The sequence below is a fragment of the Teichococcus wenyumeiae genome (assembly GCF_003696345.1).
Taxonomy (GTDB): domain Bacteria; phylum Pseudomonadota; class Alphaproteobacteria; order Acetobacterales; family Acetobacteraceae; genus Pseudoroseomonas; species Pseudoroseomonas wenyumeiae.
Genome location: NZ_RFLX01000033.1, coordinates 1 through 21,460 on the forward strand (window position 1 = coordinate 1; position 21,460 = coordinate 21,460).

Annotated in this window: 19 protein-coding genes and 3 pseudogenes; 8 read left to right on the forward strand and 14 right to left on the reverse strand. The window is 68.0% G+C overall.

Annotation, left to right across the window (positions count from 1 at the left end):
• Nucleotides 1-112 precede the first annotated feature (112 nt).
• The 3 genes from arsC to EBE87_RS23250 form a co-directional block, all read right to left on the reverse strand.
• Nucleotides 113-538, reverse strand: a complete 426-nt coding sequence (arsC, locus tag EBE87_RS23240) for an arsenate reductase (glutaredoxin) (RefSeq protein WP_122140156.1) — start codon at nucleotides 536-538, stop codon at nucleotides 113-115.
• Complete coding sequence (locus tag EBE87_RS23245; RefSeq protein WP_120640473.1) at nucleotides 535-888, reverse strand: ArsR/SmtB family transcription factor; 354 nt, start codon at nucleotides 886-888, stop codon at nucleotides 535-537. The genes arsC and EBE87_RS23245 overlap by 4 nt, the downstream gene beginning before the upstream one ends.
• A gap of 336 nt (nucleotides 889-1,224) precedes the next feature.
• Nucleotides 1,225-2,037: an aminoglycoside phosphotransferase family protein gene (locus EBE87_RS23250; protein ID WP_122140186.1), complete on the reverse strand. Its 813-nt coding sequence runs from the start codon at nucleotides 2,035-2,037 to the stop codon at nucleotides 1,225-1,227.
• Between the two features lie 63 nt (nucleotides 2,038-2,100).
• Here EBE87_RS23250 and EBE87_RS23255 point away from each other — a divergent pair.
• Nucleotides 2,101-2,612: pseudogene (locus tag EBE87_RS23255) on the forward strand (transposase).
• A gap of 113 nt (nucleotides 2,613-2,725) precedes the next feature.
• On the opposite strand, the gene EBE87_RS23260 reads toward EBE87_RS23255, so the two are convergent.
• From EBE87_RS23260 to EBE87_RS23300, 9 genes are all read right to left on the reverse strand, one after another.
• Nucleotides 2,726-3,709, reverse strand: coding sequence for a Bug family tripartite tricarboxylate transporter substrate binding protein (locus EBE87_RS23260; RefSeq protein WP_122140157.1), 984 nt, complete (start codon nucleotides 3,707-3,709; stop codon nucleotides 2,726-2,728).
• Between the two features lie 110 nt (nucleotides 3,710-3,819).
• Nucleotides 3,820-4,578, reverse strand: a complete 759-nt coding sequence (locus EBE87_RS23265; protein WP_122140158.1) for an aspartate/glutamate racemase family protein — start codon at nucleotides 4,576-4,578, stop codon at nucleotides 3,820-3,822.
• Between the two features lie 8 nt (nucleotides 4,579-4,586).
• Nucleotides 4,587-5,621, reverse strand: a complete 1,035-nt coding sequence (locus tag EBE87_RS23270) for an amino acid ABC transporter substrate-binding protein (RefSeq protein WP_122140187.1) — start codon at nucleotides 5,619-5,621, stop codon at nucleotides 4,587-4,589.
• Between the two features lie 90 nt (nucleotides 5,622-5,711).
• Nucleotides 5,712-6,977, reverse strand: a complete 1,266-nt coding sequence (locus EBE87_RS23275) for an NAD(P)/FAD-dependent oxidoreductase (RefSeq protein ID WP_122140159.1) — start codon at nucleotides 6,975-6,977, stop codon at nucleotides 5,712-5,714.
• A complete protein-coding gene (locus EBE87_RS23280) occupies nucleotides 6,974-8,629 on the reverse strand; it encodes a thiamine pyrophosphate-binding protein (RefSeq protein WP_122140160.1) in 1,656 nt (551 codons plus the stop codon). Before EBE87_RS23280 ends, EBE87_RS23275 begins: the two co-directional genes overlap by 4 nt.
• Nucleotides 8,626-9,849, reverse strand: coding sequence for a pyridoxal phosphate-dependent aminotransferase (locus EBE87_RS23285; RefSeq protein WP_122140161.1), 1,224 nt, complete (start codon nucleotides 9,847-9,849; stop codon nucleotides 8,626-8,628). Before EBE87_RS23285 ends, EBE87_RS23280 begins: the two co-directional genes overlap by 4 nt.
• Before the next feature lie 10 nt (nucleotides 9,850-9,859).
• Nucleotides 9,860-10,210, reverse strand: coding sequence for a RidA family protein (locus EBE87_RS23290; protein WP_122140162.1), 351 nt, complete (start codon nucleotides 10,208-10,210; stop codon nucleotides 9,860-9,862).
• Between the two features lie 24 nt (nucleotides 10,211-10,234).
• Nucleotides 10,235-11,203: a D-2-hydroxyacid dehydrogenase gene (locus tag EBE87_RS23295; protein ID WP_233560166.1), complete on the reverse strand. Its 969-nt coding sequence runs from the start codon at nucleotides 11,201-11,203 to the stop codon at nucleotides 10,235-10,237.
• Between the two features lie 39 nt (nucleotides 11,204-11,242).
• Nucleotides 11,243-11,950, reverse strand: a complete 708-nt coding sequence (locus tag EBE87_RS23300; RefSeq protein ID WP_122140163.1) for a GntR family transcriptional regulator — start codon at nucleotides 11,948-11,950, stop codon at nucleotides 11,243-11,245.
• A gap of 264 nt (nucleotides 11,951-12,214) precedes the next feature.
• Between EBE87_RS23300 and EBE87_RS23305 the strand changes: the two are divergent.
• Nucleotides 12,215-13,790 (forward strand): annotated as a pseudogene (locus tag EBE87_RS23305) (ISL3 family transposase).
• A gap of 42 nt (nucleotides 13,791-13,832) precedes the next feature.
• Nucleotides 13,833-14,231: pseudogene (locus EBE87_RS23310) on the forward strand (NAD(P)/FAD-dependent oxidoreductase); the annotation flags it as partial.
• A 113-nt stretch (nucleotides 14,232-14,344) separates the two neighbouring features.
• On the opposite strand, the gene EBE87_RS23315 reads toward EBE87_RS23310, so the two are convergent.
• Nucleotides 14,345-15,265 (reverse strand): LysR substrate-binding domain-containing protein, encoded by a 921-nt coding sequence (locus EBE87_RS23315; protein ID WP_122140165.1) that lies wholly within the window; start codon nucleotides 15,263-15,265, stop codon nucleotides 14,345-14,347.
• A 32-nt stretch (nucleotides 15,266-15,297) separates the two neighbouring features.
• Here EBE87_RS23315 and EBE87_RS23320 point away from each other — a divergent pair, with 32 nt between their 5' ends.
• Nucleotides 15,298-16,329, forward strand: a complete 1,032-nt coding sequence (locus EBE87_RS23320; RefSeq protein WP_199726512.1) for a tripartite tricarboxylate transporter substrate binding protein — start codon at nucleotides 15,298-15,300, stop codon at nucleotides 16,327-16,329.
• The gene (locus EBE87_RS23325) at nucleotides 16,326-16,838 is read left to right on the forward strand and encodes a MaoC family dehydratase (protein WP_122140166.1); all 513 of its coding nucleotides are present in this window, start codon (nucleotides 16,326-16,328) and stop codon (nucleotides 16,836-16,838) included. Before EBE87_RS23320 ends, EBE87_RS23325 begins: the two co-directional genes overlap by 4 nt.
• A 138-nt stretch (nucleotides 16,839-16,976) precedes the next feature.
• Here EBE87_RS23325 and EBE87_RS23330 read toward each other — a convergent pair whose 3' ends face one another.
• Nucleotides 16,977-18,107 carry a LysR substrate-binding domain-containing protein gene (locus tag EBE87_RS23330; RefSeq protein ID WP_158611667.1) on the reverse strand — a complete coding sequence of 377 codons (1,131 nt, stop codon included), beginning with the start codon at nucleotides 18,105-18,107 and terminating at the stop codon, nucleotides 16,977-16,979.
• On the opposite strand from EBE87_RS23330, the gene EBE87_RS23335 reads away from it, so the two are divergent.
• From EBE87_RS23335 to EBE87_RS23345, 3 genes are all read left to right on the forward strand, one after another.
• Entirely contained in the window at nucleotides 18,100-19,071 is a 972-nt protein-coding gene (locus EBE87_RS23335; protein ID WP_158611668.1) for a Bug family tripartite tricarboxylate transporter substrate binding protein, read from the forward strand. The two genes, EBE87_RS23330 and EBE87_RS23335, sit on opposite strands and share 8 nt — an antisense overlap.
• Before the next feature lie 123 nt (nucleotides 19,072-19,194).
• The gene (locus EBE87_RS23340; RefSeq protein WP_122140169.1) at nucleotides 19,195-20,406 is read left to right on the forward strand and encodes a CaiB/BaiF CoA transferase family protein; all 1,212 of its coding nucleotides are present in this window, start codon (nucleotides 19,195-19,197) and stop codon (nucleotides 20,404-20,406) included.
• The gene (locus EBE87_RS23345; protein ID WP_122140170.1) at nucleotides 20,403-21,188 is read left to right on the forward strand and encodes an enoyl-CoA hydratase/isomerase family protein; all 786 of its coding nucleotides are present in this window, start codon (nucleotides 20,403-20,405) and stop codon (nucleotides 21,186-21,188) included. The genes EBE87_RS23340 and EBE87_RS23345 overlap by 4 nt, the downstream gene beginning before the upstream one ends.
• The last annotated feature ends 272 nt before the right edge of the window (nucleotides 21,189-21,460 follow it).

Genomic DNA, 21,460 nt, shown 5'->3' on the forward strand with positions numbered 1-21,460 from the left:
CCAGCATGCGGCGGATTCTCTTGGGCGTCAGGACGCACCGGGCCCTCCGTTACCCGGGCAGGGTAGCGGCGCGGCTCGTCGTCTTGGGGATGAAAGAGCGCGAGCGCCCGGCTCAAATCAGGCGGCGACCCTGCTCATCGACGACCTGCTCGCCGTCTTCCTTGGCGTAGGCGCCCCGCTGCGGGTGCGGCAGGATGTCCAGCACCGCCTCTGACGGCCTGCACAGCTTGACGCCGAGCGGCGTCACCACGATGGGCCGGTTGATGAGGATGGGGTGCGCCATCATGGCGTCGAGCAGCTGGTCGTCCGTAAGGGACGGGTCGCCAAGGCCAAGCTCTTCGTAGGGCGTGCCCTTTTGGCGCAGGATGTCGCGCACCGGGATGCCCATGTGGCGGATGAGGTCAGCCAGCACCTCCCGCGTCGGCGGCGTCTTCAGGTACTCGATGACTTCCGGCTCCTCGCCGCTGTTGCGAATGAGGGCCAGGGTGTTGCGGGACGTCCCGCAGGCCGGGTTGTGGTAGATGGTGACGTCGCTCATGAGACGGCCTTCTCTTGCGAGCAGCAGGGCAGCAGGTCGGCGATCAGGGGCTGGCACAGGTCGGCGCGGCCGCCACAGCAGTCCTTGACCAGGAACAGCATCATCTCGCGCAGGCGCTCCAGGTCGGCCCGGTAGACGATGGACCGGCTAAGGCGCTCGGAGCGGAGCAGGCCAGCGCGCGCCAGCACCGCCAAATGCGTGGACATCGTGTTTTGGGGAACGTCGAGTTGCCGGGCGACTGCACCGGCGGGCAGACCGTCAGGCTCATGCCGGACCAGCAGCCGGAAGGTTTCGAGGCGAGTGGATTGCGACAGGGCACCGAGGCAGGCCAGGGCTTCGTCATATTCCATATATCCAGTATTGCCGATATAATCGCTGACAGTCAAGTTGATGCGGCGTGACAAAAGGCAGCGGGCTCCAGAGGCCATGGTATGGCGTCACCGGTGAGGCAGATGCCTTGCTGCAGTTCAGTGACCGTGAGTCAGTCGTCTGACGTCCGCTTCCGCGCACTGTCGCCACAGAAGCGGACAGGCGGCTTTCGGCCAGACCCGGTCGTGGGCTGCATTGCGGCATCCTGCGCGCAGCTATCCATGTGACACCGGGTTCAAAGGTTATCGTTCGTAGAGGCTGCCTGAAGGTGTCGCCGATGGGTGATGAGCAGACCTTTGGGGCGGGTGGGGCTTCTGCTACCGATCCAGCTCGGTGGCGGCTAGTGCGGCGATCCGCAGGGCGATTTCGGCAAGGGGAGCGTCATCGCCCAGGAACCACGAGGCCGAGAGGCCGGTCCACGCCAGCACCCAGGACAAGAGGCGCCGCCGATCCAGCCCGCCTGCCGCGGCGATGATGTCCAGTCGCCGCGTAAAGCGCCCAGGCTGCGTCGCCACCGGCCGCGCGGGGTCTGCTAGGTCGGGATTGGTGAAGATGTTGGCGAAGTCGAAGCCCCGCTCACCGATCAGGTGCTTCGGGTCGATGGCCAACCAACCTCGTTCGCCAAAGTCGAGCACGTTGTCGTGGTGCAGGTCGCCGTGCAGCACGGCGACCTCGCGTGGTTCCGCCAGGAGCATGCGGGCCGTTTCCGCACAGCGGGTGAGGATGCCACTATACTGGGCGGCTGCGGGCCACAGGTCCCTGAACCACTCCCTGAGCGGCGTCAGTTCCGGCAACGGCGTCGAGCGGGGCGCATGCAAGCGGGCGGCCGCCGCGCAGAGGATGCGGCATGCCTCATCGTCGCTTCCGGAACGGGCCATGTCGCTCAGTGATGCCGGGCCCGTGGCGCGCTCCATCAGCAGGGCATCGCCGTCCCGGGCGAACACCCGTGCGGCCCCATCCCCGCTCCACCACTCCATGAGCACGCCGCCAAGCCGTTCATCAGCCTCGTGGGACAGCTTGAGCATCGCTCGCTTGCCGTCCTTCAGCACCGGAAGGAGGTGGGCAGCGGGCGTGGTGATCGGCGCACCGTCAGGAGCCAGATCCCAACGAGTCAGGTAGGACTCAAACATGCCCCTGCTTACAGCGCCTTCCAAAACCTGGACGGACGGCAAGGTCGCAGCGATCTGAGGATCATAGCGAAGCTCCTGATCTCGAACGAACTCTGGTCGGTGATCGAGCCGCTGTTGCCGCCTGAACGGTCCAAGCCGAAGGGTGGACGGCCGGTTATACCGCCCGTGCCGCCTTAAGCGGCATCCTCTTTGTGCTGCGCTCCGGCATACCGTGGGAGATGCTGCCATGGGAGATGGGCTGGTGAAAAGTATGCGTTTCACCCGGCGTCACCTGCTGGCGGCGGCTGCGGGACTGGCAGCAAACTGGTATGTGGGACCGGCTGCACCAGGAGTTGCTGCGGCGCCTGCGCCAGGCCGACCGCATCGACTGGACCCGTACCTGCGTCCGGCGCGGCATCGAGAAGAGCAGCCGGAGACTGGGCAAGCACAGGTGAGTCATCGAGCGCACATTTGCCTGGATCAACCGCTTCCGCCGCCTCGCCATCCGCTACGAGCGGAGGCTCGATATCCACCATGCCCTCACCGTGCTCGCCTGCTCCCTCATCTGCCTCAATGCACTTCAGGGTAACTTTTGAACGGCGCTGTTAGTGAACTGGTCCAACCTCTGCGTGTGTTGGTGAAACGTCCTGCGTCAGCGATGGACGGGCGGAAGGAGGCGTTGCCTCCTTCCTGGTTCAAGACGGCCTCGTCAGTCGACAGTCGCACCGGACTGCTTCACCACCTCGGCCCAGCGGGCAATGTCCTGCTGGTGTACTTGGAGGAAAGCCTCAGGGCTGGGATCCACCGGCGGCGCAATCCCCTGGGTGGTCACCAGCCATTCCTTGAAGGAGGGCTCGCTGATGATGCGGGTGACCTCCTGGCTCATCCGCGCCTGGATGGAACTGGGCAGGCCCGGCGGTGCGAGCAACCCGTACCAGGTGCTGCTGGAGAAGCCCGGCAGCCCGCAGGCTTCGGCTGCCGTCGGCACATCCGGCAGCGCCGGGAGGCGTGCGGTAGTGCTGACGGCCAGAGCCCTGGCCTGGCCCTGCTGCACCGCTGCGATACTGGGGCCGCTCTGGTTGAAGAAGAAGGTCGCATCGCCGGTCAACAGAGCCGTCATGGCTGGTCCTTGACCGCGGTAGGGCACATGGACCGTATTGATCTTTGCAGCACTAGTGAACTGAACGGCGGTCAGGTGGGTGGAGGCGCCGTTGCCTGTGGAACTGTAATTCAGCTGTCCTGGCCGTGCACGCGCCGCCGCCAGCAGGTCCTGGCAGGTATCGATGCCGGGCGAGTGCTTTGGATTGACCAACAGCACGTTCGGCACGTCGCCAAGCAAAGCGATATGCGTGACGTCACGAAATGCATCGAAGCTGAGGCTCTTGTAGAGCGCAGCGTTGATGGCGTGGGTGCCCGCCGTTGCCAGTAGGAAAGTGTAGCCGTCCGGTCGCGCCTTTGCCACCGCATCCGACGCGATGTTGCCGCCTGCGCCCGTGCGGCTGTCCACGACCACCGGCACACCCAGCGCCTGGCTCAGCGGCTCGGCCAGCTTGCGGGCATAGATGTCGGTCCCCGCGCCGCTGGGGAAGCCGTTCATGATGGTGATCGGCCGTGATGGCCAAGCCGCCTCCTGCGCCTGCCCATGGGCAAAGGGCAGCGTGAGAGCCAAAAGCATGAAAGTGGAACGAAGCATCCGGACCGATCCTTTCTCGGCAAAGCGGAAGCCGATATGTTCTCTGGCGTTCTTGTTTTTTTGTCAGCGGCGTTGGTGCGGAGGGGGGCCTCCCCTCCCGCACCTCAGTGTTAGGGAGCGTCGAACACGCGCGGGCGCAGCCCGGCATGGAAGTAGTTGACCATCGAGTAGATGTCGTAGACCGGCAGGCCAACCTCCCGCCGTAGCGCGGCGGCGTAGGGCGGCATGTTGGTGCACTCCAGCACGATGGCGCCGACTTCCGGATGCCGCGCCACCAGGTCGCGCCCGGCGTCCAGGATGTCCTGCTCGGCTAGGTCGACATCCATATCGTCCTTCTCTGCCTTGATCAGCACGCGGAAGAACTCCCGGCCGTTCTCCGTCCCAGCCACCGGAATGTCGAGCGGCACACCCGCGGCTTCCAGGTGCCGTGGCGTCAGGGTAGAGCCGGACACGGTGACAATGCCGACGCGCTTGCCCGGCGGCAGCATCGCCTGCACCCAGGGCACCTGCATCAGGCTGCTGGTGGCCACCGGCACGCCGACATGTGCCGCCAGTTCCTTCTGGAACAGCGAGAGGAAGCCGCAGTTTGTGGTGATGGCTTCGGCCCCCAGGCGGACCAGATCCGCGGCAGCGACCAGGAAGTCCTGCAGCAGGCCGTCAGCGCCGTTCAGCACCACCTTCTCCGGACTGGCGCCGCGCACCACGCGATACATCACGGGGAAGGGCCAGGTGGTGCCGTTGCCCATGTCGCCGGGGATGCGCGGGAAGCGCGCCTCCAGCATCAGGATGCCAAGCGGCACGCCGTACACAGCCTTGCCACCCTTGGCGGTGCCGCGGCGCGGAGAGATGGCGGGTAGCGATGGGGTCATGTCGGGCCTCAGCGGACCGGCGGCGCGTATTGCAGGCCACCTTGGGTGTAGAGTGCGTTGCGGCCGCGCGGCAGGCCCATGGGCGCCACGTTGCGGTCCCAGAGCTCGGCATAGTTGCCGACCTGGCGGATGATGTTGGCGGCCCAGCCCACCGGCGCGCCCATGTCGGCGCCGAAGTTGCCGCTCACGCCCAGCAGGCGCTGCACGTCGGGGCGCGGGTCGCCCATGTGCTCGTCGATATTCTTGCTGGTGATGCCGAACTCCTCAGCCAGGTGCATGGCGTTCTGCGTCCACCTGACCAGGTCGAAGAACTTGTCGTCGCCCTTGCGCACGACGGGACCAAGCGGCTCCTTGCTGATCAGCTCGGGCAGCACCACGAAGTCCTCGGCGCGCGGGCCGAGCCCGGCGCGGAAGGCGGCCAGCGTGCTGGTGCCCACCGTGAAAGCGTCGCACCGCCCGCCGGTCATGGCGTTGCGGATTTCCTCCACGCTCTCGATCACCACCGGGTTCAGCTTCATGTTGCTGGAGCGGAAGAAGTCCGCGAGGTTCTTCTCGGTGGTGGTGCCGGGCTGCACGCAGACGCTGGCGCCGTCCAGCTCCTTGATCGACTTCACGCCCAGCGTGTTGGATACCAGGAAGCCCTGGCCGTCGTAGAACAGTACGCCGGTGAACAGCAAGCCCAGCGCGGCCTCCCGCGGCTGCGTCCAGGTGGTATTGGAGGACAGAAGGTCGATCTCGCCGGTCTGCAGCGCCGTCAGCCGGTTGGCATAGGTGGTGGTGACGAAGCGCACCTTGCTGGCGTCGCCCAGCAGCGCCGCCGCGATGCCCCGGCAGAAATCCGTGTACAGGCCATGGTATTCGCCGCGCTGGTTCAGCACCGCGAAGCCCGGCAGGTCCGCCGAGGTGCCGCAGACCAGCGCGCCGCGGGTCTTGATGGCGTCAATGGTGGCGGAGCCGGAGCCCTGTGCCTGCGCCCCCGATGAGAAGGCCGAGATCGCCAGCCCGGCACATCCGGCCAGAAGGGAAAGAAGTGTCTTCATCATGATCGCCTTCACCTGAAGGGTTGAGGGCCGTGCACGTGCCACCCCGCCGCTGTGACGCAGTCTTTCGGGCGAAACCGGTTCTACCTCGGCTCACCGAAAGCGAGCCGCAGAAAAAGGCGTAATGGGGATCTCCGGCGGCTGGCCGGAGAGAAGCTGCGCCACCAGGCGCCCGGTCCGCGCACCCGCCACAAGCCCGACATGGCCGTGGCCGAAGGCGTGCACGACATCCGCGCTGCGGCGGGACGGGCCCAGGCAGGGCAAGCCGTCCGGCGTGCTCGGCCGATGGCCCATCCAGAGCTTTGTGCGCTCGGCGGGGAAGGACTGTGGCAGGCCGGGAAAGGAGCGCAACAGGTGACCGCGCAGGATCTCGGCGCGCCGCCAATCCGGCGATGCGTCGGTCGCGGCGATCTCCACCTGCCCGGCGGCGCGCAGCCCGTCATGCATGGCATTGACCACCATCTTGGCGCCGCCCAGGCTGACGGAGTGGCGCGGGCCAATCGAGACGCCCTGCAGCATGACGTGGTAGCCGCGTTCGGTCTGCAGCGGCACCCGGTCACCAGCCTGGGCGGCCAGCGGAGCCGATCGGACGCCGCAGCAGATCACCGCCGCGTCGCAGTCCAGCATGCTGCCGTCAGCCAGGGCGACCCCTCGCAGCCGTTCTCCCTCCAGCCGCAGTCCGGTGGCGGCCACGGGCCGCAGTTCCGCTCCCTGCCGCTGCGCATGCGCCACCAGTGCCGCGACATAGCGGCCGGGAGCCAGACAACGTCCCGCTTCCTCCGTCAGCACCGCGAAGGTGTAGGCAGGGTCGAGGTCGGGCTCCATCTCGCGCAGCGCCGCGCCCTCAATCTCAGTCCAGGAGATGCCGACCTGGCGGCGGATGCGCCACCCCATGGCCTCCGCCGCGAAGCCCGCGCGGGAATGCCAGGCGTTCATCAGGCCCTTGTGCTCGATCAACTCCGGCACCCCGGCCTCGCGGGCGAGGGTGCCATGCAGCGCAGGCGAGTCCTTGAGCAGGGGCCGCAGCGTCTCGGCGATCTGCCGCACACGCTCCTCCGTCCAGCCAGCCGCCAGGTAGCGCAGCAGCCAGGGCGTGGACCGCGGCAGGTGCCGCCAGCGGATGGCCAGCGGCCCCAGCGGGTCGGCGATGAAGCCCGGCACCTGCTTCCACAATCCCGGTCCGCTCGGTGGCAGCACGGAATGAGAGGACAGCCAGCCCGCATTGCCGTAGCTGGCGGCCTGCTCGCCGCCCGGGGAGTCCGGTTCTAAAATCGTGGCACGGTGCCCGGCGCGCAGCAGTTCGACGGCGCTGGCGGCGCCCTCGATGCCTGCGCCGATCACCGCGACGTGACGCCTCACAGAGGCTGCCCTTCCGGCATGTCGCGGCCGACGGAGCGGGCGCGGGGGTCGAGGAAGCAGTGCAGGATGGCGGGCTTGCCGGAGGCCAGGGCGCGCTCGAAGGCGGGGGCGAAGTCGCGGGTGCTGCGCACCGCCTCGCCATGGCCGCCGAAGGCGGTGGCATAGGCGGCGAAGTCGGGGTTCACCAGCCGGGTGGCGGAAATGCGGCCGGGATAGTCACGCTCCTGGTGCATGCGGATGGTGCCGTACATGCCGTTGTCGATGACGATCACCAGGACAGGGATGTCGTGCTGCACGGCGGTCGCGAATTCCTGGCCGGTCATCAGGAAGTCGCCGTCACCGGCGATGACCACGGACACCGCCTCCGGCTTCTGCCGCTTGGCCATGATCGCCGCCGGCACGCCATAACCCATGGAGCCCGAGGTGGGCGCGAGCTGGGTACCGAGGCGCGAGAAGCGCCAGTGCCGGTGCATCCAGCCGGCGAAATTGCCGGCGCCGTTGCAGAGCACCGTATCGGCCGGCAGGCGCTCGTTCAGCCAGCGCACCACCTCGCCATACTGGAAGTCGCCCGGCAGGGTGCGGGGCGTGCCGGACCAGGACAGGAAGGCCTCATGCGCCGGCGCGGTCTCCGCCGCCCATGCCGGCGTGGCCTTGGGGGCGAGGCCGGCCAGGGCCGGGGCGAAGCGGCTCGGCGCGGCCTGGATGGCCAGCGTCGGCGCATAGACGCGGCCCAGTTCCTCGGCGCCCGGATGCACATGCACCAGCTTCTGCCGGGGCACGGGGATGTCGAGCAGGCTGTAGGAACCCGACGGCATCTCCGACATGCGGCCGCCGATCAGCAGCAGCAGGTCGGCCTCCTGCACCATGGCGGCGAGCTTGGGAGAGGGGCCGATGCCGAGGTCGCCCACATAGCACTGGTGGTCCCAGCGGAAGCGGTCGGCACGGCGGAAGGAGGTGCAGACGGGCAGCGACCAGCGCTCGGCGAAGGCGGCCATGCCTTCCACCGCCGCCTCATCCCAGCCCGTGCCGCCCAGGATGGCCAGCGGCCGCCGCGCGCCTTCCAGCAGCGCCGCCATGGCCTGCATGTCCTCGGCGGCGGGAGCGGGCAGGGCGGGCGTGACCCGTGGCGCATCAGCGACGCTGGCGAGCTCCGTCAGCATGTCTTCGGGCAGCGCGATCACCACCGGGCCGGGGCGGCCCTGCATGGCGACATGAAAGGCACGGGAGACGATTTCCGGGATGCGCTCGGCGCTGTCGATCTCGGTGGCCCACTTGGCCATGGTGCCGAAGACGGCGCGGTAGTCGAGTTCCTGGAAGGCCTCGCGCTCGCGCATCTCGCGCGCCACCTGGCCGACGAACAGGATCATCGGCGTCGAATCCTGCATGGCGACATGGACGCCGCAGGAGGCATTGGTGGCGCCGGGGCCGCGTGTGACCATGCAGATGCCGGGGCGGCCGGTCAGCTTGCCATAGGCCTCGGCCATGATGGCGGCACCGCCCTCGGCGCGGCAGGTGATGACGTCGATCCTGGCATCGAACAGCGCGTCCAGCACCGCCAGGTAGCTTTCGCCCGGCACGCAGGAGACCCGCTCCACGCCCTGCGCCACCAACTGGTCCACCAGGATCTGGCCGCCCGTGCGCGGCGCGCTCACCGCAGCACCTCCACCGCGCGGGCGATGCGCGCCATGGCGGTGCGAAGTTCGCCCTCCGCCGTGGCATAGGAGACGCGGAAGTACGGCGCCAGGCCGAAGATGGAGCCAGGAACGACGGCCACGTCGTGCTCCTCAAGTAGGTAGCGGCAGAAATCCATGTCTGTGGACAATACGGCGCCAGTGGGCGTGGTGCGGCCGATGACGCCTGCGCAACCAGCGAAGGCGTAGAAGGCACCCTCCGGTCTGCGGCAGGTGATGCCGGGAATGGCGTTCAGCGCCTCCACCACCAGGTCGCGCCGGTGCAGGAAGGAGGCTCGGCGTTCGGCCAAGAAATCCTGCGGGCCATTCAGCGCCTCAACGGCGGCGGCCTGCGACACCGAGCAGGGATTCGAGGTGCTCTGGCTCTGCACCACCGCCATGGCGCGGATCAGCGCCTCCGGCCCGGCGCCGTAGCCGATCCGCCAGCCTGTCATGGCGTAGCTTTTGGAGACGCCGTTCACCACCAGCGCGCGCTCACGCAACGCTGGCTCCAGCGCCACGGGCGAGACGGCGGAGAAGTTGCCGTAGCAGAGATGCTCGTAGATCTCGTCCGACATCAGCCAGACCTGCGGGTGCCGCAGCAGCACGTCGAGGATGGGGCGGTAGTCGGCCGGGGAATATGCCGCACCGGTCGGGTTGGAGGGGGAGTTCAACATCAGCCAGCGCGTGCGGGGCGTGATCGCCTGCTCCAGCGCGGTGGCTTCAATGCGGAAGCCGTTCTCTTCCCGCCCCGCCACCGGCACGGGCACGCCGCCCGCGATGGCCACCATGTCGGCATAGGAAGTCCAATAAGGCGCGGCGATAACGACTTCGTCTCCATCGTCCAACGTCGCCATCAGGGCGTTGTGGATGACCTGCTTGGCCCCGGCGCCAATCGAGATCTCCGTGGGCGCGTAATCCAGCCGGTTCTCCCGCCGCAACTTGGCCGCGACCGCCGCCTTCAACTCCGCCGTGCCGTCCAGCACGGTGTACTTGGTCGCGCCCGCGCGGATGGCGGCGACCGCGGCATCCTTGACGTTGTCCGGCGTGTCGAAGTCCGGCTCACCGGCGCCGAGCACGATCACCGGCCGCCCTTCCCGGCGAAGCTGCACCGCCCGCGCGCCGATGGCGAGGATCTCGGATACCCCGATACCCGCGATGCGGCGTGCGGGACGGAAAGCGGGAGGAACGGCGGTGTTCATGCCAGTGTGCTCAGCGGGCCGCGACGACCATGATCTCGACACGGATGTCCGGCCGGGCCAGCGTCACTGTGCCGCAGCAGCGGGCCGGTGTCTCGCCAGGTACCACCCAGGCGTCATAGATCGCGTTCATGGCGGCGAAATCAGCCATGTCGGCCAGCCAGATGGTGACGTTCAGCAGCTTCGACTTGTCGGTCCCTGCGGCGGCCAGCATCTCGTCGATCTTGGCCAGCACCTGGCGCGTCTGCCCGGCGGCGTCGGCCGTGCAATCATCGGCGGTGTGTCCGGCGAGGTACACGGTATCGCCGTGCACCACCGCGCGGGAGCGGCGGGCGTTCTGGTCCAGGCGGGTGATGGCGGTCATATCTCGTGATCCTTGCGCGATACGTCAGACGATCTGGTTGCGGAGCTGCGTCTCGCCGCGCTGCAGGCGTTCGAGGTTCTCCAGCAGGATGTCGATGACATTGTCCTCGTAGCGCTGCGTTTCGCCCGCGCTGTGCGGCGTGATGAAGACGTTGGGCAGGTCCCAAAGCGGGGAGGCCTCCGGCAGCGGCTCCTCCACCGTCACGTCCAGGGCAGCACCGGCGATGCGGCCCTCGCGCAGCGCGGCGATCAGCGCTGGCTCATCCACCACCTTGCCGCGCGCCACGTTCACCAGCCGTGCGGTGGGCTTCATCGCCGCCAGAGCGTCAGAGCCGATCAGCCCCGTGGTCTCGGGCGTCAGCGGGCAGGTCAGCGCCACGACGTCGGCCTGCGGCAGCCAGTCCCGCAGGCTGGCGATGGCGTGCACCTCGTCGGCGCCTTCCGCCCCGGCGGCCGGGTCCCGGCGCAGGCCGACCACGCGCATGCCGAAGGCCTTGGCCAGCCGCGCCAGCCGCCCACCGATGCGGCCGAGGCCCACCACCAGCAGCGTCTTGCCGCCCAGTTCGTCCTCGCGCTGCGCGATCTCACCGATCATCGGGCGCCAGTGGTGCTTCGCCTGGTTGTCACGCGCCTGGGGCAGCAGACGGGCAGCGGCCAGGATCAGCGCCATGGCGTGCTCGGACACCGCATTGGCGTTGACGCCCTGCGCGCTGGCCAGCCGCACACCCTTGGCACGGAAGGCGTCCTGGCCGTACTGGTCCACGCCCGCGCTGATGGACTGCACGAAGCGGAGCTTCGACGCCTGCTCCAGCAGCGCGTTGTTCCACAGGCCAGACACCACCACAACATCGGCCTCGCCAACCCGCGCCGCCAGTTCGTCGCGTGAGGCAACCTGGAAGCTCCGCAGACCGGTGCCGCGCGCTTCGAAGCGCTTCTGCATCTGGTAGGCCGGGTGTGCGAACAGGACGGTCAGGTCGCTGGAAGCTGGGAACACGGATCTCTATCTCCAGGAAACGGGGGGGTGGGCGCAGGCTCAGGCAGCGTCTCCGAGCACATGTGCGGCCAGCGCATTGCCGGTGTAGATTTCCCCAAAGCCGATGCGGATGACCTCGGTGATCTGATCAAGGCGACGGCTAATGTGCTGCCGCATCAGCGCGCCCGCCGCCCCGGCGTCGCGCGCCCGCAAATGGCGCAGGATGGTCAGGTGCTCGTCCTGCGTACCGGCACGCCGGTTCTGCATGTCGATCCAGCGGACGAAGCGGATACGCTCGTTGGTGGCGCGGATGGCGCGGATGAACTCGTCGTTCCCCGACAGGGCGGCGAGGCGCTCGTGGAACTGCTCGTCGAGGTCCAGCAGGCGCAGCGCACGCGCATCCTCGTCCGGCTCGTCGCGGCTCTGCAGCGCAAAGATCTGCAACTCGCCGAGCGCGGCATCGGTGGCACGCTCGCAGGCTAACTGCAGGCTGCCGACCTCGATCGTTGCCCGGAATTCGTAGAGCGCGAGGACCTCCGCCGGGTCGAGCGCCCGCACATGGTAGCCCTTGTTCAGCGTCGGGATGAGGAAGCCCTCGGACGAAAGCCGGTTCAAAGCTTCGCGCAAGGGAGTGCGGCTGACGCCAAGTTGCCGCGCCAGTTCAACCTCGTTGACCCGCCCTCCAGGTGAAAGGCGGTAGGTACAGGCCATTGCCTTGACACGCTCATAGATGCGGTCGGCGGACCGAACGGGCGGCGTTTCATCCATACCTCCTTGTATATCACTGCCATACAGAAGTGAATACACTTTTGTCGACATATCCGCAGGGTGTCGCTAGGGTTGCTGCCGTTCGGAAGTACAATGGAAATGTTGGAAAGTCTGGGCTAACCGCAGATGGATGGTGCTGGTCGCGAAGACACTGTTGATTGCCACTGAGAGCCGGGTCTCCCGCACTTTCCGTGCTGCTGGGGTGGCAGGCACAGCGCGGGACGCAGATAAGGTGCCGATCGTCCTTCACCGTTGAGCCCTGTCATGCTCAAGCATCTGCTGCCCCTGATCCCGGCGGGGCTGCTGGTCCGGCAAATCCTGCCGGCGCCGGGCGGCCTCGTCATCGTGGCCGCCTCTCGCGGCGGCACGGCGGCCTGCCCAGGCTGCAGCGCCCCGTCAGCGGTGGTGCACAGCCGGTATGACCGCCACCTGCAGGATCTACCCTGGCAGGGCCGCCCGGTGACCCCGCAGATCCAGGCGCGCAGGCTGCGATGCCAGAATCCAGCTTGTCAGCGTCAAACCTTCGCCGAGCGCCTGGTCGAAGGTGCGGCCGTTGCGGCGCGCCGCACCCGCCGGCTGGACGATCTCCAGCGGCACCTTGGTCTGGCCCTGGGCGGCGAAGCCGGCGCGCGCCTCGCGACGCGACTGGCCATTCCCATCAGCGCCGACACGTTGCTCCGCATGCTTCGCCGGCAGAACCCGTCCTCGGAGCCCAGTCCACCGCCGCGGGTGCTCGGGGTCGATGACTGGGCCTGGCGCCGCGGCCGTCGGTACGGCAGCATTCTCGTTGATCTGGAGCGGAACCGGGTGCTCGATCTCCTGCCAGACCGGCAGGCGGAGACGCTGAGGGACTGGCTGCGGCGGCATCCTGGCATCACGATCGTCGCCCGTGACCGGGCCTGCGCCTATGCCGACGGCGCTCGTCAGGGCGCGCCCGATGCGGTGCAGGTCGCCGACCGCTGGCACCTGCTGCGCAACCTCGGCGAGGCCGTCGAGGCGGTGGTGGAGCGCCATCATGCTGTGATCCGGCGGATCGGCAAGGACGTGAGGACCGCCGGCGCCATCAGCGCGGCGGCCGCTGTTGCCGTCCCGGCGGTGCCCCCAGCGACCCAGCCATGCCAGGAGGCGGGACATCCTTGGCGGCAGGCACTTCCATCAGTCAGGTGGCCCGCCAGCTCGGTGCCGATCGCAAGACGCTGCATCGCTGGCTGCGGGCTGGCGCTGCCCCAAGCTGGCCCATGCCGCGGCGCGGCAGCATCCTGGATCGCCATCGCGCCGTTCTGGAGCGGCGCTGGGCCGAGGGCTGCCATAACGCTGCCCGGCTGTGGCGGGAACTGCTGCGCATTGGCTTTGCAGGTCGTCCCTCGGTTGTCAGGGCCTGGCCACCGAGAGACGCAGGAACGAGCCCGTCGCATGCCCACGCCCTGGAGCAAGCGAAGATCCTGGTTGGCGGCCACCCACGCCTCGCCGCGCCACGCGCTTGCTGATGGCGAACGGCGAGATACCCACTGAACTGGACCGCGCCTTCGTCATGCGCCTGCTGGGCGAGGTACCCGTGCTGCAAGCCACAGTGGCTGTCGCAAAGCGCATCGCCCGCCTGCTGCGGCGGCAGAGCGACGACAGGCTCGATGCGGTATTGGACGAGGCCGTCGCCACCCCTCTCGCGAGCTTTGTCGCCGAGTTGCGCAAGGACATCGCAGCTGTGCAAGCCGCACTCGAGCTGCCCTGGAGTACCAGCCCTGTCGAGGGCTAGATCAACCGGCTCAAGATGATCAAGCGCACCATGTACGCCCGCGCGGGCTTTGCACTCCTCAGTGCCCGCGTCCTCCAGGCGGCATGACAACGATCCAGCAGCACGGGAAGTGCGGGAGATCCCAGGCCTCAGTGGCAATCAACAGGTGCCCGCATTGTCAGCGACGTGGTGACCGAGGTGGAGTTCGGCGCCCGCCCCTTCCGGGTCACCGGCGACTCCGGCGACACCTACGAGGCCGCCGCGGTGGTGATCGCCACCGGCGCCCAGGCGCGCTGGCTCGGCATCCCGGGCGAGAAGGCGCTCTCGGGCCTTGGGGTCTCCGCCTGCGCCACCTGCGACGGCTTCTTCTTCCGCGGGAAGGAAGTGGCAGTCATATTTGCCGCTGGCGACGTGCAGGACCGGATCTACCGGCAGGCGGTGACGGCGGCTGGCAGCGGCTGCATGGCGGCCCTCGATGCCGAGAAGTGGCTGGCGCATATGCCGGAGGACGCACCAGCTATGGCCGCCTACGACGCGGTCGATGGCTGAGGCCCGTCGACCTCCCGCCGAGATCGTGCTCCTTTCAGGGCCCTTCGTCCGGAACGCCGGAGACTAGGCGCCGGTCACGGTTCGCTGCCGGGCGGAGGGATGCCGTGGCCACCTCAGCCCTCGGCCCGGTCCATGCATTCCAGCAGCCAACGGCGGAAGGCGCCGAAGGCCGCGTCGGCCGCCAGCCCGGGCCGGTAGGTCAGGTAGTATCCGAGCTCGCGCCGCAGCACCGTGGCACAGGGTTCGTGGAGCGCCCCGGACGCCCGCTCCCGGATCAGGTGCTTCCGCTGGCCGAGCACCACGCCCGCGCCGCTTTCGGCGGCCTGGTACGCGACGCTCAGCTCCTCGAACAGGATGGTCCGGCTCCCGGTGATGCCCGGCGCACCGGCCGCGGCGAGCCACTCGTCCCAGTCGTGTGGGAAGCCTCGGAGGTGGATGAGAGGAAGCGTGTTCAGCGCCTCCGGCGCATAGGGGCCGTCCCGGGGTGCCAGGAGGGCTGGTGAACAAACCGGGCAGAGCTCGTCAAGGAACAGGAGGTCGGACGCGACCCCTCGCCATCGCCCATGGCCGTACCGGATTCGAGCGTCGGCGCCGTCGCTCGAAAGGCTCGGTCCGTCGTGGGTGGAGGCCAGGCGAAGGTCGATCTCCGGGTAGGCCGCGTGGAACTCCGGAAGCCGTGGCACGAGCCACCGGGAGGCGAAACCAGAATAGGCCTGGAGCGTCAGGACGCGGCTCCGCGTCCGCCGGGCCGCCAGAATCGTCGCGGCATCGCGCACGTCGTGCAGCGCCTTGCGGACGCTTCGGGCGAAAGCCTCCGCACCCTCGCTGGGGACGAGGCCGCTGCCGGTCCTCTCGAAAACCGGGAAGCCGAAGTGCTCCTCGAGCGTGGAGACCGCGCGGCTCACCGCCCCCTGGGTGACGCCCAGTTCCTGCGCCGCGCGGGTGAAGCTGCGGTGCCGCTCGGCGGCCTCAAAGACGCGGACTGCGTTGAGCGGCGGGGTCCGGGCGGCCTTAGGGGTATGACTTTTCCTCATGGCAAGCCGAGTATTACTGGTTTGCGCGATCGATGGAAGCGACGTCAGATCCAGACACCAAGAACCCAGAAAACATCAAGGAGGAACAGCAGACCATGCCTTCCCGGCGGCTCATTCTGGCCATGCCATTCTTTGGATCCGGCCTTGTTTCCCGGAGCGCTTCCGCTCAGGGCGCCGGAACCCTGCGCATCGTCGTTCCCTACGCCGCGGGCGGGCCAACCGACGTGCAGGCCCGCATCCTGTCGGAGCCCCTCGCCAAGGCCCTCGGCCAGCGGGTGGTAGTCGAGAACCGCACCGGCGCCGGTGTGGTCGTGGGCACCGAATCCGTGGCCAAGGCGCCGCCCGACGGGCAGACGGTCCTGTTCACCACCGTGGCGCACGCGATCAACCCCACGCTGTTCCCCAACCTTCCCTTCGACACGGAGAAGGACTTCGCGCCAGTCGTCCTAGTTGCCCGCGTGCCCCTCGTCCTCCTGGTCCGCAAGGATCTGCCCGCGCGCAATATGGCCGAGTTCCTCGCCTGGCTGAGTGCGCAGAAGGGCCAGGCGACCTATGGGTCCGCGGGCGTCGGCAGCGCCCCTCACCTCGGCGCCGCGCTGCTCCTGAAGATGCAGGGTGTCGAGGCGTCCCACATCCCGTATCGCGGGTCCGGCCCGGCCATGACGGATTTGGCGGCAGGCCGCCTGGACTTCTACATCGATGCCGCCACCAGCGCCCTGGCGCAGGCCCAGGCCGGAACGGGCCGGGCGCTTGGCTGGTCCATGCTCAGCCGCAGCCCGGCGGCGCCCGATCTGCCGACCTTCGACGAGCAAGGCGTGAAGGGCTACGAGGCCTACACTTGGTCCGGCCTGTTCATGCCCGCGGCGACCCCCAGGGAGATGGTGCTCAAGCTCAACGCCGCGGTCCGGGAGGCCGTCGCGGTTCCCGCAGTCCGGAGCCGCTTCGCAGAGATTGGCGCGGAACTGGCCGAGCCAGCGCCCCCGGAGGCGCTGGGCGCCTTCGTCCAGGCGGAAACCGCCAAGTGGCGCGACGTCGTCAAGGAAACCGGGATGAACGTGCAATGAACGACAGGATCGCCGCCTTCGATCCGAAGTCCCACCGCATGATCGCCGAGCAGCGGTGGTTCGACGACTTCCGCATGGGGGAACGCTTCCCCCTACCGAGCCGCACCATGACGGAAGCCATCTTCCTGGCCTTCCAGGCCGCGAGCGGGGACAACCACCCCGTGCACTACGACCGGGTGTACTGCCAGGCCCACGGGCTGCAGGACATGCTCGCCCACGGGTACCAGGTGGCCATCCAGACCGTGGCGGGCGCGGGCACCTTCCCGCACCTCGTGGAGGACTCCCTGAAGGCATTCCTCGAGCAGTCGAGCCGCTTCCTGGCGCCCGTGTATGTCGGCGACACGCTCTACCCTGCGCTCGAGGTGGACGAGCTGACGCCGAACCGCACGACCGGTGTCATCGGGCTGCGCAGCACCGTGCACAACCAGGACGGGACGCTGGTTCTTGAGGGACGTCATCGGTACCTCTTGCGGCGCCGCCCGGCAGGGAACCCGGGAGAACCTCTATAAAGGCGCCGGAGCGCATCCATGTCCTGGACCTGGGGAAACCCAGTGCGCACTGGCAGAGACGCTGACGGCGGCCGAAGTGGTCAGCGCCCCCATCCAGACGCTGGATCAGGCCCCAACCTACGGACTTGTCCTTTCCCGTTAAGTCCAGGTGTCGTCTCGCCCGGTATCGGAGGCCAGGGTCGCTGGCCAAGCGCCAGCCCGCACCAACTGTGCGATGATTTCGCGCAGGCGGGCACCTACGGCCAGCACGGCACGGGTGCCAAGCCGATCGGAAGGACTGCAGAGGTAGACAGAGCGGTTGATCGTCGGTTCCTCGATCCGCCAGGCGGCCACGCGTCCGGCCTCCAGCGCCTCCTGGATAGTTGTGAAGGACAGGATCGACCAGCCCAATCCGGCGCCCGCGGCAGCCGTGAGTTGAGCCAGCGCATCGACCTCGGCCACCACCTTCAGCTTGATCCCGCTCCGTCGCGCGCGCTCGTCGATCAGTTCCCTGAGCCCGTGCGGTGCGCCGGGCAGGATCATGGGCAGTCGTGCCAAGTCCGCGAACGCCACGCGACCGATCCTTCCACTTCCACTCGCAGGTGGACCCGACGTCGGCTCAGGCGGACCGACCAGAAAGAGTTGCTCATCGAGGAGCCGGTCAAGCACGAGGCCCCGGCCGCCCTCGCCGCGGAACACCATCCCCAGGTCCAGCCTGCCCTCGCGGACCCAGTCCGGGATGTAGCCGGTCATGCTCTCGACCACCCTGAGCTTCACCTGAGGCAATTCTCCGAGGACGTGGCTGAGCAGGGGTTGGGTCAGCATGGCGGCCATGGATTGCGGCAGGCCGATTGTGACTCCCCCCGTGGGTTCCGCCGCGTCGCCGCGCAGGTCGTCGCGGGCGGCGTCCGCGCGGGCGAGCAGGTCGCGGGCATGGCCGAGCAGCTTCAGACCGGACGGTGTTGCCACGACGCCCCGCGGCAGCCGTTGGAGCAGCTGGCATCCGAGTTCCTCCTCCAGCTTGCGCGCCTGGAGACTCAACGCGGGCTGGGCGATCCGGAGGCGACCTGCCGCAGCGGAGAAAGACCCTTCTTCGACGACAGCGACGAAGGCTTTGAGGGAGCGCAGGTTCATCGAGAATCCATAACGATTCGATATAGCGCATAGATAAACCATGTCTTTGCGTTCTGGGAAATTCTGGCCGAGGCTGCTGGCCTGTTCTCCCAGTTGGAGCATGCACCGACGGCCAAGAAGTCGCTCGGCGTCGATAGAGGAAACGACAATGATCACCCGCCGCCTCGCGCTTGGGCTCGGCCCTGCGCTCCTTGCCAGCCCTGCCCTTCACGCCCAGCCCGCATGGCCCTCCAAGCCTGTGCGGGTCATCGTTCCGTTCGCGCCCGGGGGTCCTACGGACCTGATCGCGCGCCTGATGGCGGAGCGGCTCGGACAGGAGATCGGCGGCACCGCCATCGTCGAGAATCGGCCCGGCGCGAATGGCAACATCGGCTCCGCGGCGGCTGCCAACGAGGCGGACGGCCACACGGTGCTCTTCTCCACTGGCACGATGTACACCCTGAACCCGACTCTCTACGGCACGTCGCAGGTTGACCTGTCGCGCGACTGCGTCGGCTTGGCCACGGTCGCGGCGCTGCCGAACGTCCTGGTGGTCAATCCGAAGAAGTTGGACGTAACCTCGGTCCAGCAGCTCATCGAGCGTGGCCGGAAGGCGCCCGGGGAGCTGACCTATGCGAGCTTCGGCGTCGGCAGCTCACCGCACGTGACGGCGACGCTGCTGCAGCAGCTGGGCAAGTTCGAGGCGATCAACGTGCCTTATGGAGGCAGTGCCCCTGCGCTGAACGCCGTGTTGGCCGGGGACGTCGACTTCCTCTTCGACAACGTGACCACCTCCACCCCGCAGATCCAGGCCGGTGCGGTCCGCGCCCTCGGGGTCACCTCCTCCTTTCGCACCAGCGGACTGCCCGACGTGCCTACGCTGCAGGAGGCGGGCCTGACCGGCTTCGAGTTCTCGGGCTGGTTCGCTGTGTTCGCGTCCAAGAAGACCCCGGCGGAGCCCTTGGCAAAGTTGCGGGCGGCGATGGTCGCAGCGGCAAGCTCCTCAGAATACGGGGCAAAGCTACGGGATCGTGGAGCCGAACCCTTCGTCACCCCGGATGCCGAACTGGAAACCTTCCTAGCCCGCGAGAAGGATCGCTGGGCCAACCTCGCGCAGGAAGCGGGAATCCGCCGCGATTAAGAAACACCGTGTCGACTCCGTCCGGGGACCGCATGAAGGTCCGTCCGCCTCAAACCACAGCTACAGCACCGACGCGTTCATCGGCGACGCCGCCGCCGTGCCCGCGTCAACCGGAGTTCTGCCATGAAGCCACTTCGCAACATCAAGATCCTGGACCTGAGCAAGGTTTTCGCGGGTCCGTTGTGCGGCCAGTACCTGGGCGATCTCGGGGCTGACGTCGTCAAGGTCGAGCCAGTTCAAGGGGGCGATGACACCCGCGCCTGGGCGCCGCAGAAGGATGGCCAGTCCGCCACGTTCATGAGTTTCAACCGAAACAAGCGCAGCTTGGCGCTCGACCTGAAGTCCGATGCGGGACGGGAGATCGTCCACGCGCTTGCGACCGAAGCCGACGTGGTCATCCAGAGCTTCGGCGGCGGCACCGCGCGCAAACTGGGCGTGGACAGCGAGACGCTCCGTGGCCTCAATTCACGCCTCGTCTACTGCGAGATCTCCGGATTCGGGCGCAGTGGACCGCTTGGTGGGCAGCCTGGCTACGACGTGATGCTGCAGGCATTCAGCGGCATGATCAGCACCATGGGCCAGCCCGGCGGCGCCTTCGCGCGCGCCAGTTTCTCGCCAGTGGACCTGGGCACGGGGATGCTCGCCGTCAGCGGCATCCTCGCTGCGTTGCTGGAGCGGGAGCGGACGGGGGAAGGTTCATATGTCGAGTTGTCCCTCCTCGACACATCCATGGGCCTGATGAGCTACCTTGCCCAGAACTACTGGCTGACCGGAAAGCCACCCCAGCGCCTGGGAACGGCCCATCCTTCCTTGGCTCCCTACCAAGCATTCGACGCTGCCGACGGCAGCCTGATGATCGGCGCCGGGAACGACGCGCAATGGCGGCGCCTCTGTGCCCTCCTGGGCCTCGAGACGCTTGCCGGTGATCCGCGGTTCGCGACCAACAACGCCCGCGTCGCCAATTTCGAGGAGACGGTGCGGGTCGTGCAGGAGCGGATTGCTCCGCAGTCTGTCTCCCACTGGCTTGAGGCACTCGGCGCGGCGGGCGTGCCTTGCGCCGCCATCCAGACCCTCGATCAGGCCCTCGCCCATCCCCAGCTTGCCAGCCGCAACCTGGTGATGGAGACCAACCATCCCGTGCTCGGTGCGGTGCCGCAGATCGGCTTCCCGGTGACGTTCAACGGCGCGCCGCGCGAGGGCCAGCTCCCGCCGCCCCTGCACGGCCAGCACACCGCGGAGATCCTCCGCGGGCTCGGCTACGGCGACGAGGCCATCGCGGCACTCGCGGCGCAAGGAGCCGTCGGCGTCCCGGCCGCCGTGGATGTGACCGCGTGAGCGACCAGGTCGGGTACGAGGTCGTTGACGGCGTCGCGGAGATCACGCTTGGCCGCAGTCCGGTCAACGCGCTGAGCGTGGCCTTCCTTGAAGCCATCCTGGACGGGTTCCGCAGGGCGGCCGCCGATGATGCTGTGCGCGCCGTCATCCTCCGCAGCGCCCTGCCGGGGAGGTTCTCCGCAGGTCTCGACCTGGACATCCTGCTGGGAAAGAGCGGCCTGGAGGTGCGTAGCTTCCTGGAGCGCCTGTATGTCGGACTGGCCGATGTCCAGTATGGCATGGGCAAGCCGACCATCGCGGCGGTGAACGGAGCGGCGCGCGGCGGCGGCATGACCCTCGCCATCTCCTGCGACGTCATCATCGCATCGGAGAAAGCCAGCTTCGGCTACCCGGAAATCGAACTGGGGCTGATACCGGCGATCCACTTCGCTCACCTCCCGCGGATCGTCGGTCGTCACAGGGCCTTCGAGTTGCTGTTTACGGGACGGCGCTTCGATGCGGCGGAGGCTGCGGCTTTCGGCTTGGTGAGCCGGGTGGTGCCGGACGACGCATTGGACGCCGTGGCCCGCTCCCTGGCCGCGGAGTTCGCGGCCAAGCCGCCGATGGCGATGCGTCTCGGCCGTGCGGCGTTCATGCGGGCCAACGACCTCGACTACCGTCGCAGCGTGGCCAACGCGGTCGAGGACTTCTGCAACCTCGCGGTCACTCCGGAAGCGCAGGAGGGCTTGGCGGCATTTCTCGAGAAGCGCGAACCCTCGTGGCGGTCCAAAACAGAACAGTAAGGCGACTCGCTGGAGGTGAGAGCACCGTTGTGCGGAGAAGCACTGCCGCTGATGAGCCGCTACTGCCCCCGGCGCCGTCGACGTGCCTCACCCAATCCCGTCCATGAGCGCGATGTTGATTTGCGTTGAGAGCTGACCCGGGAGTGGAGTGAACCCCTGAGGCTGGACCGCCCTGGGTCAGAACTAAGAACCTATCCCACTAGACGCTGGATCCTGGGCTTCCTAACTCATGGTTCATGACCAGGAGATCTGTTCGGAGGGTGCCGAAACGG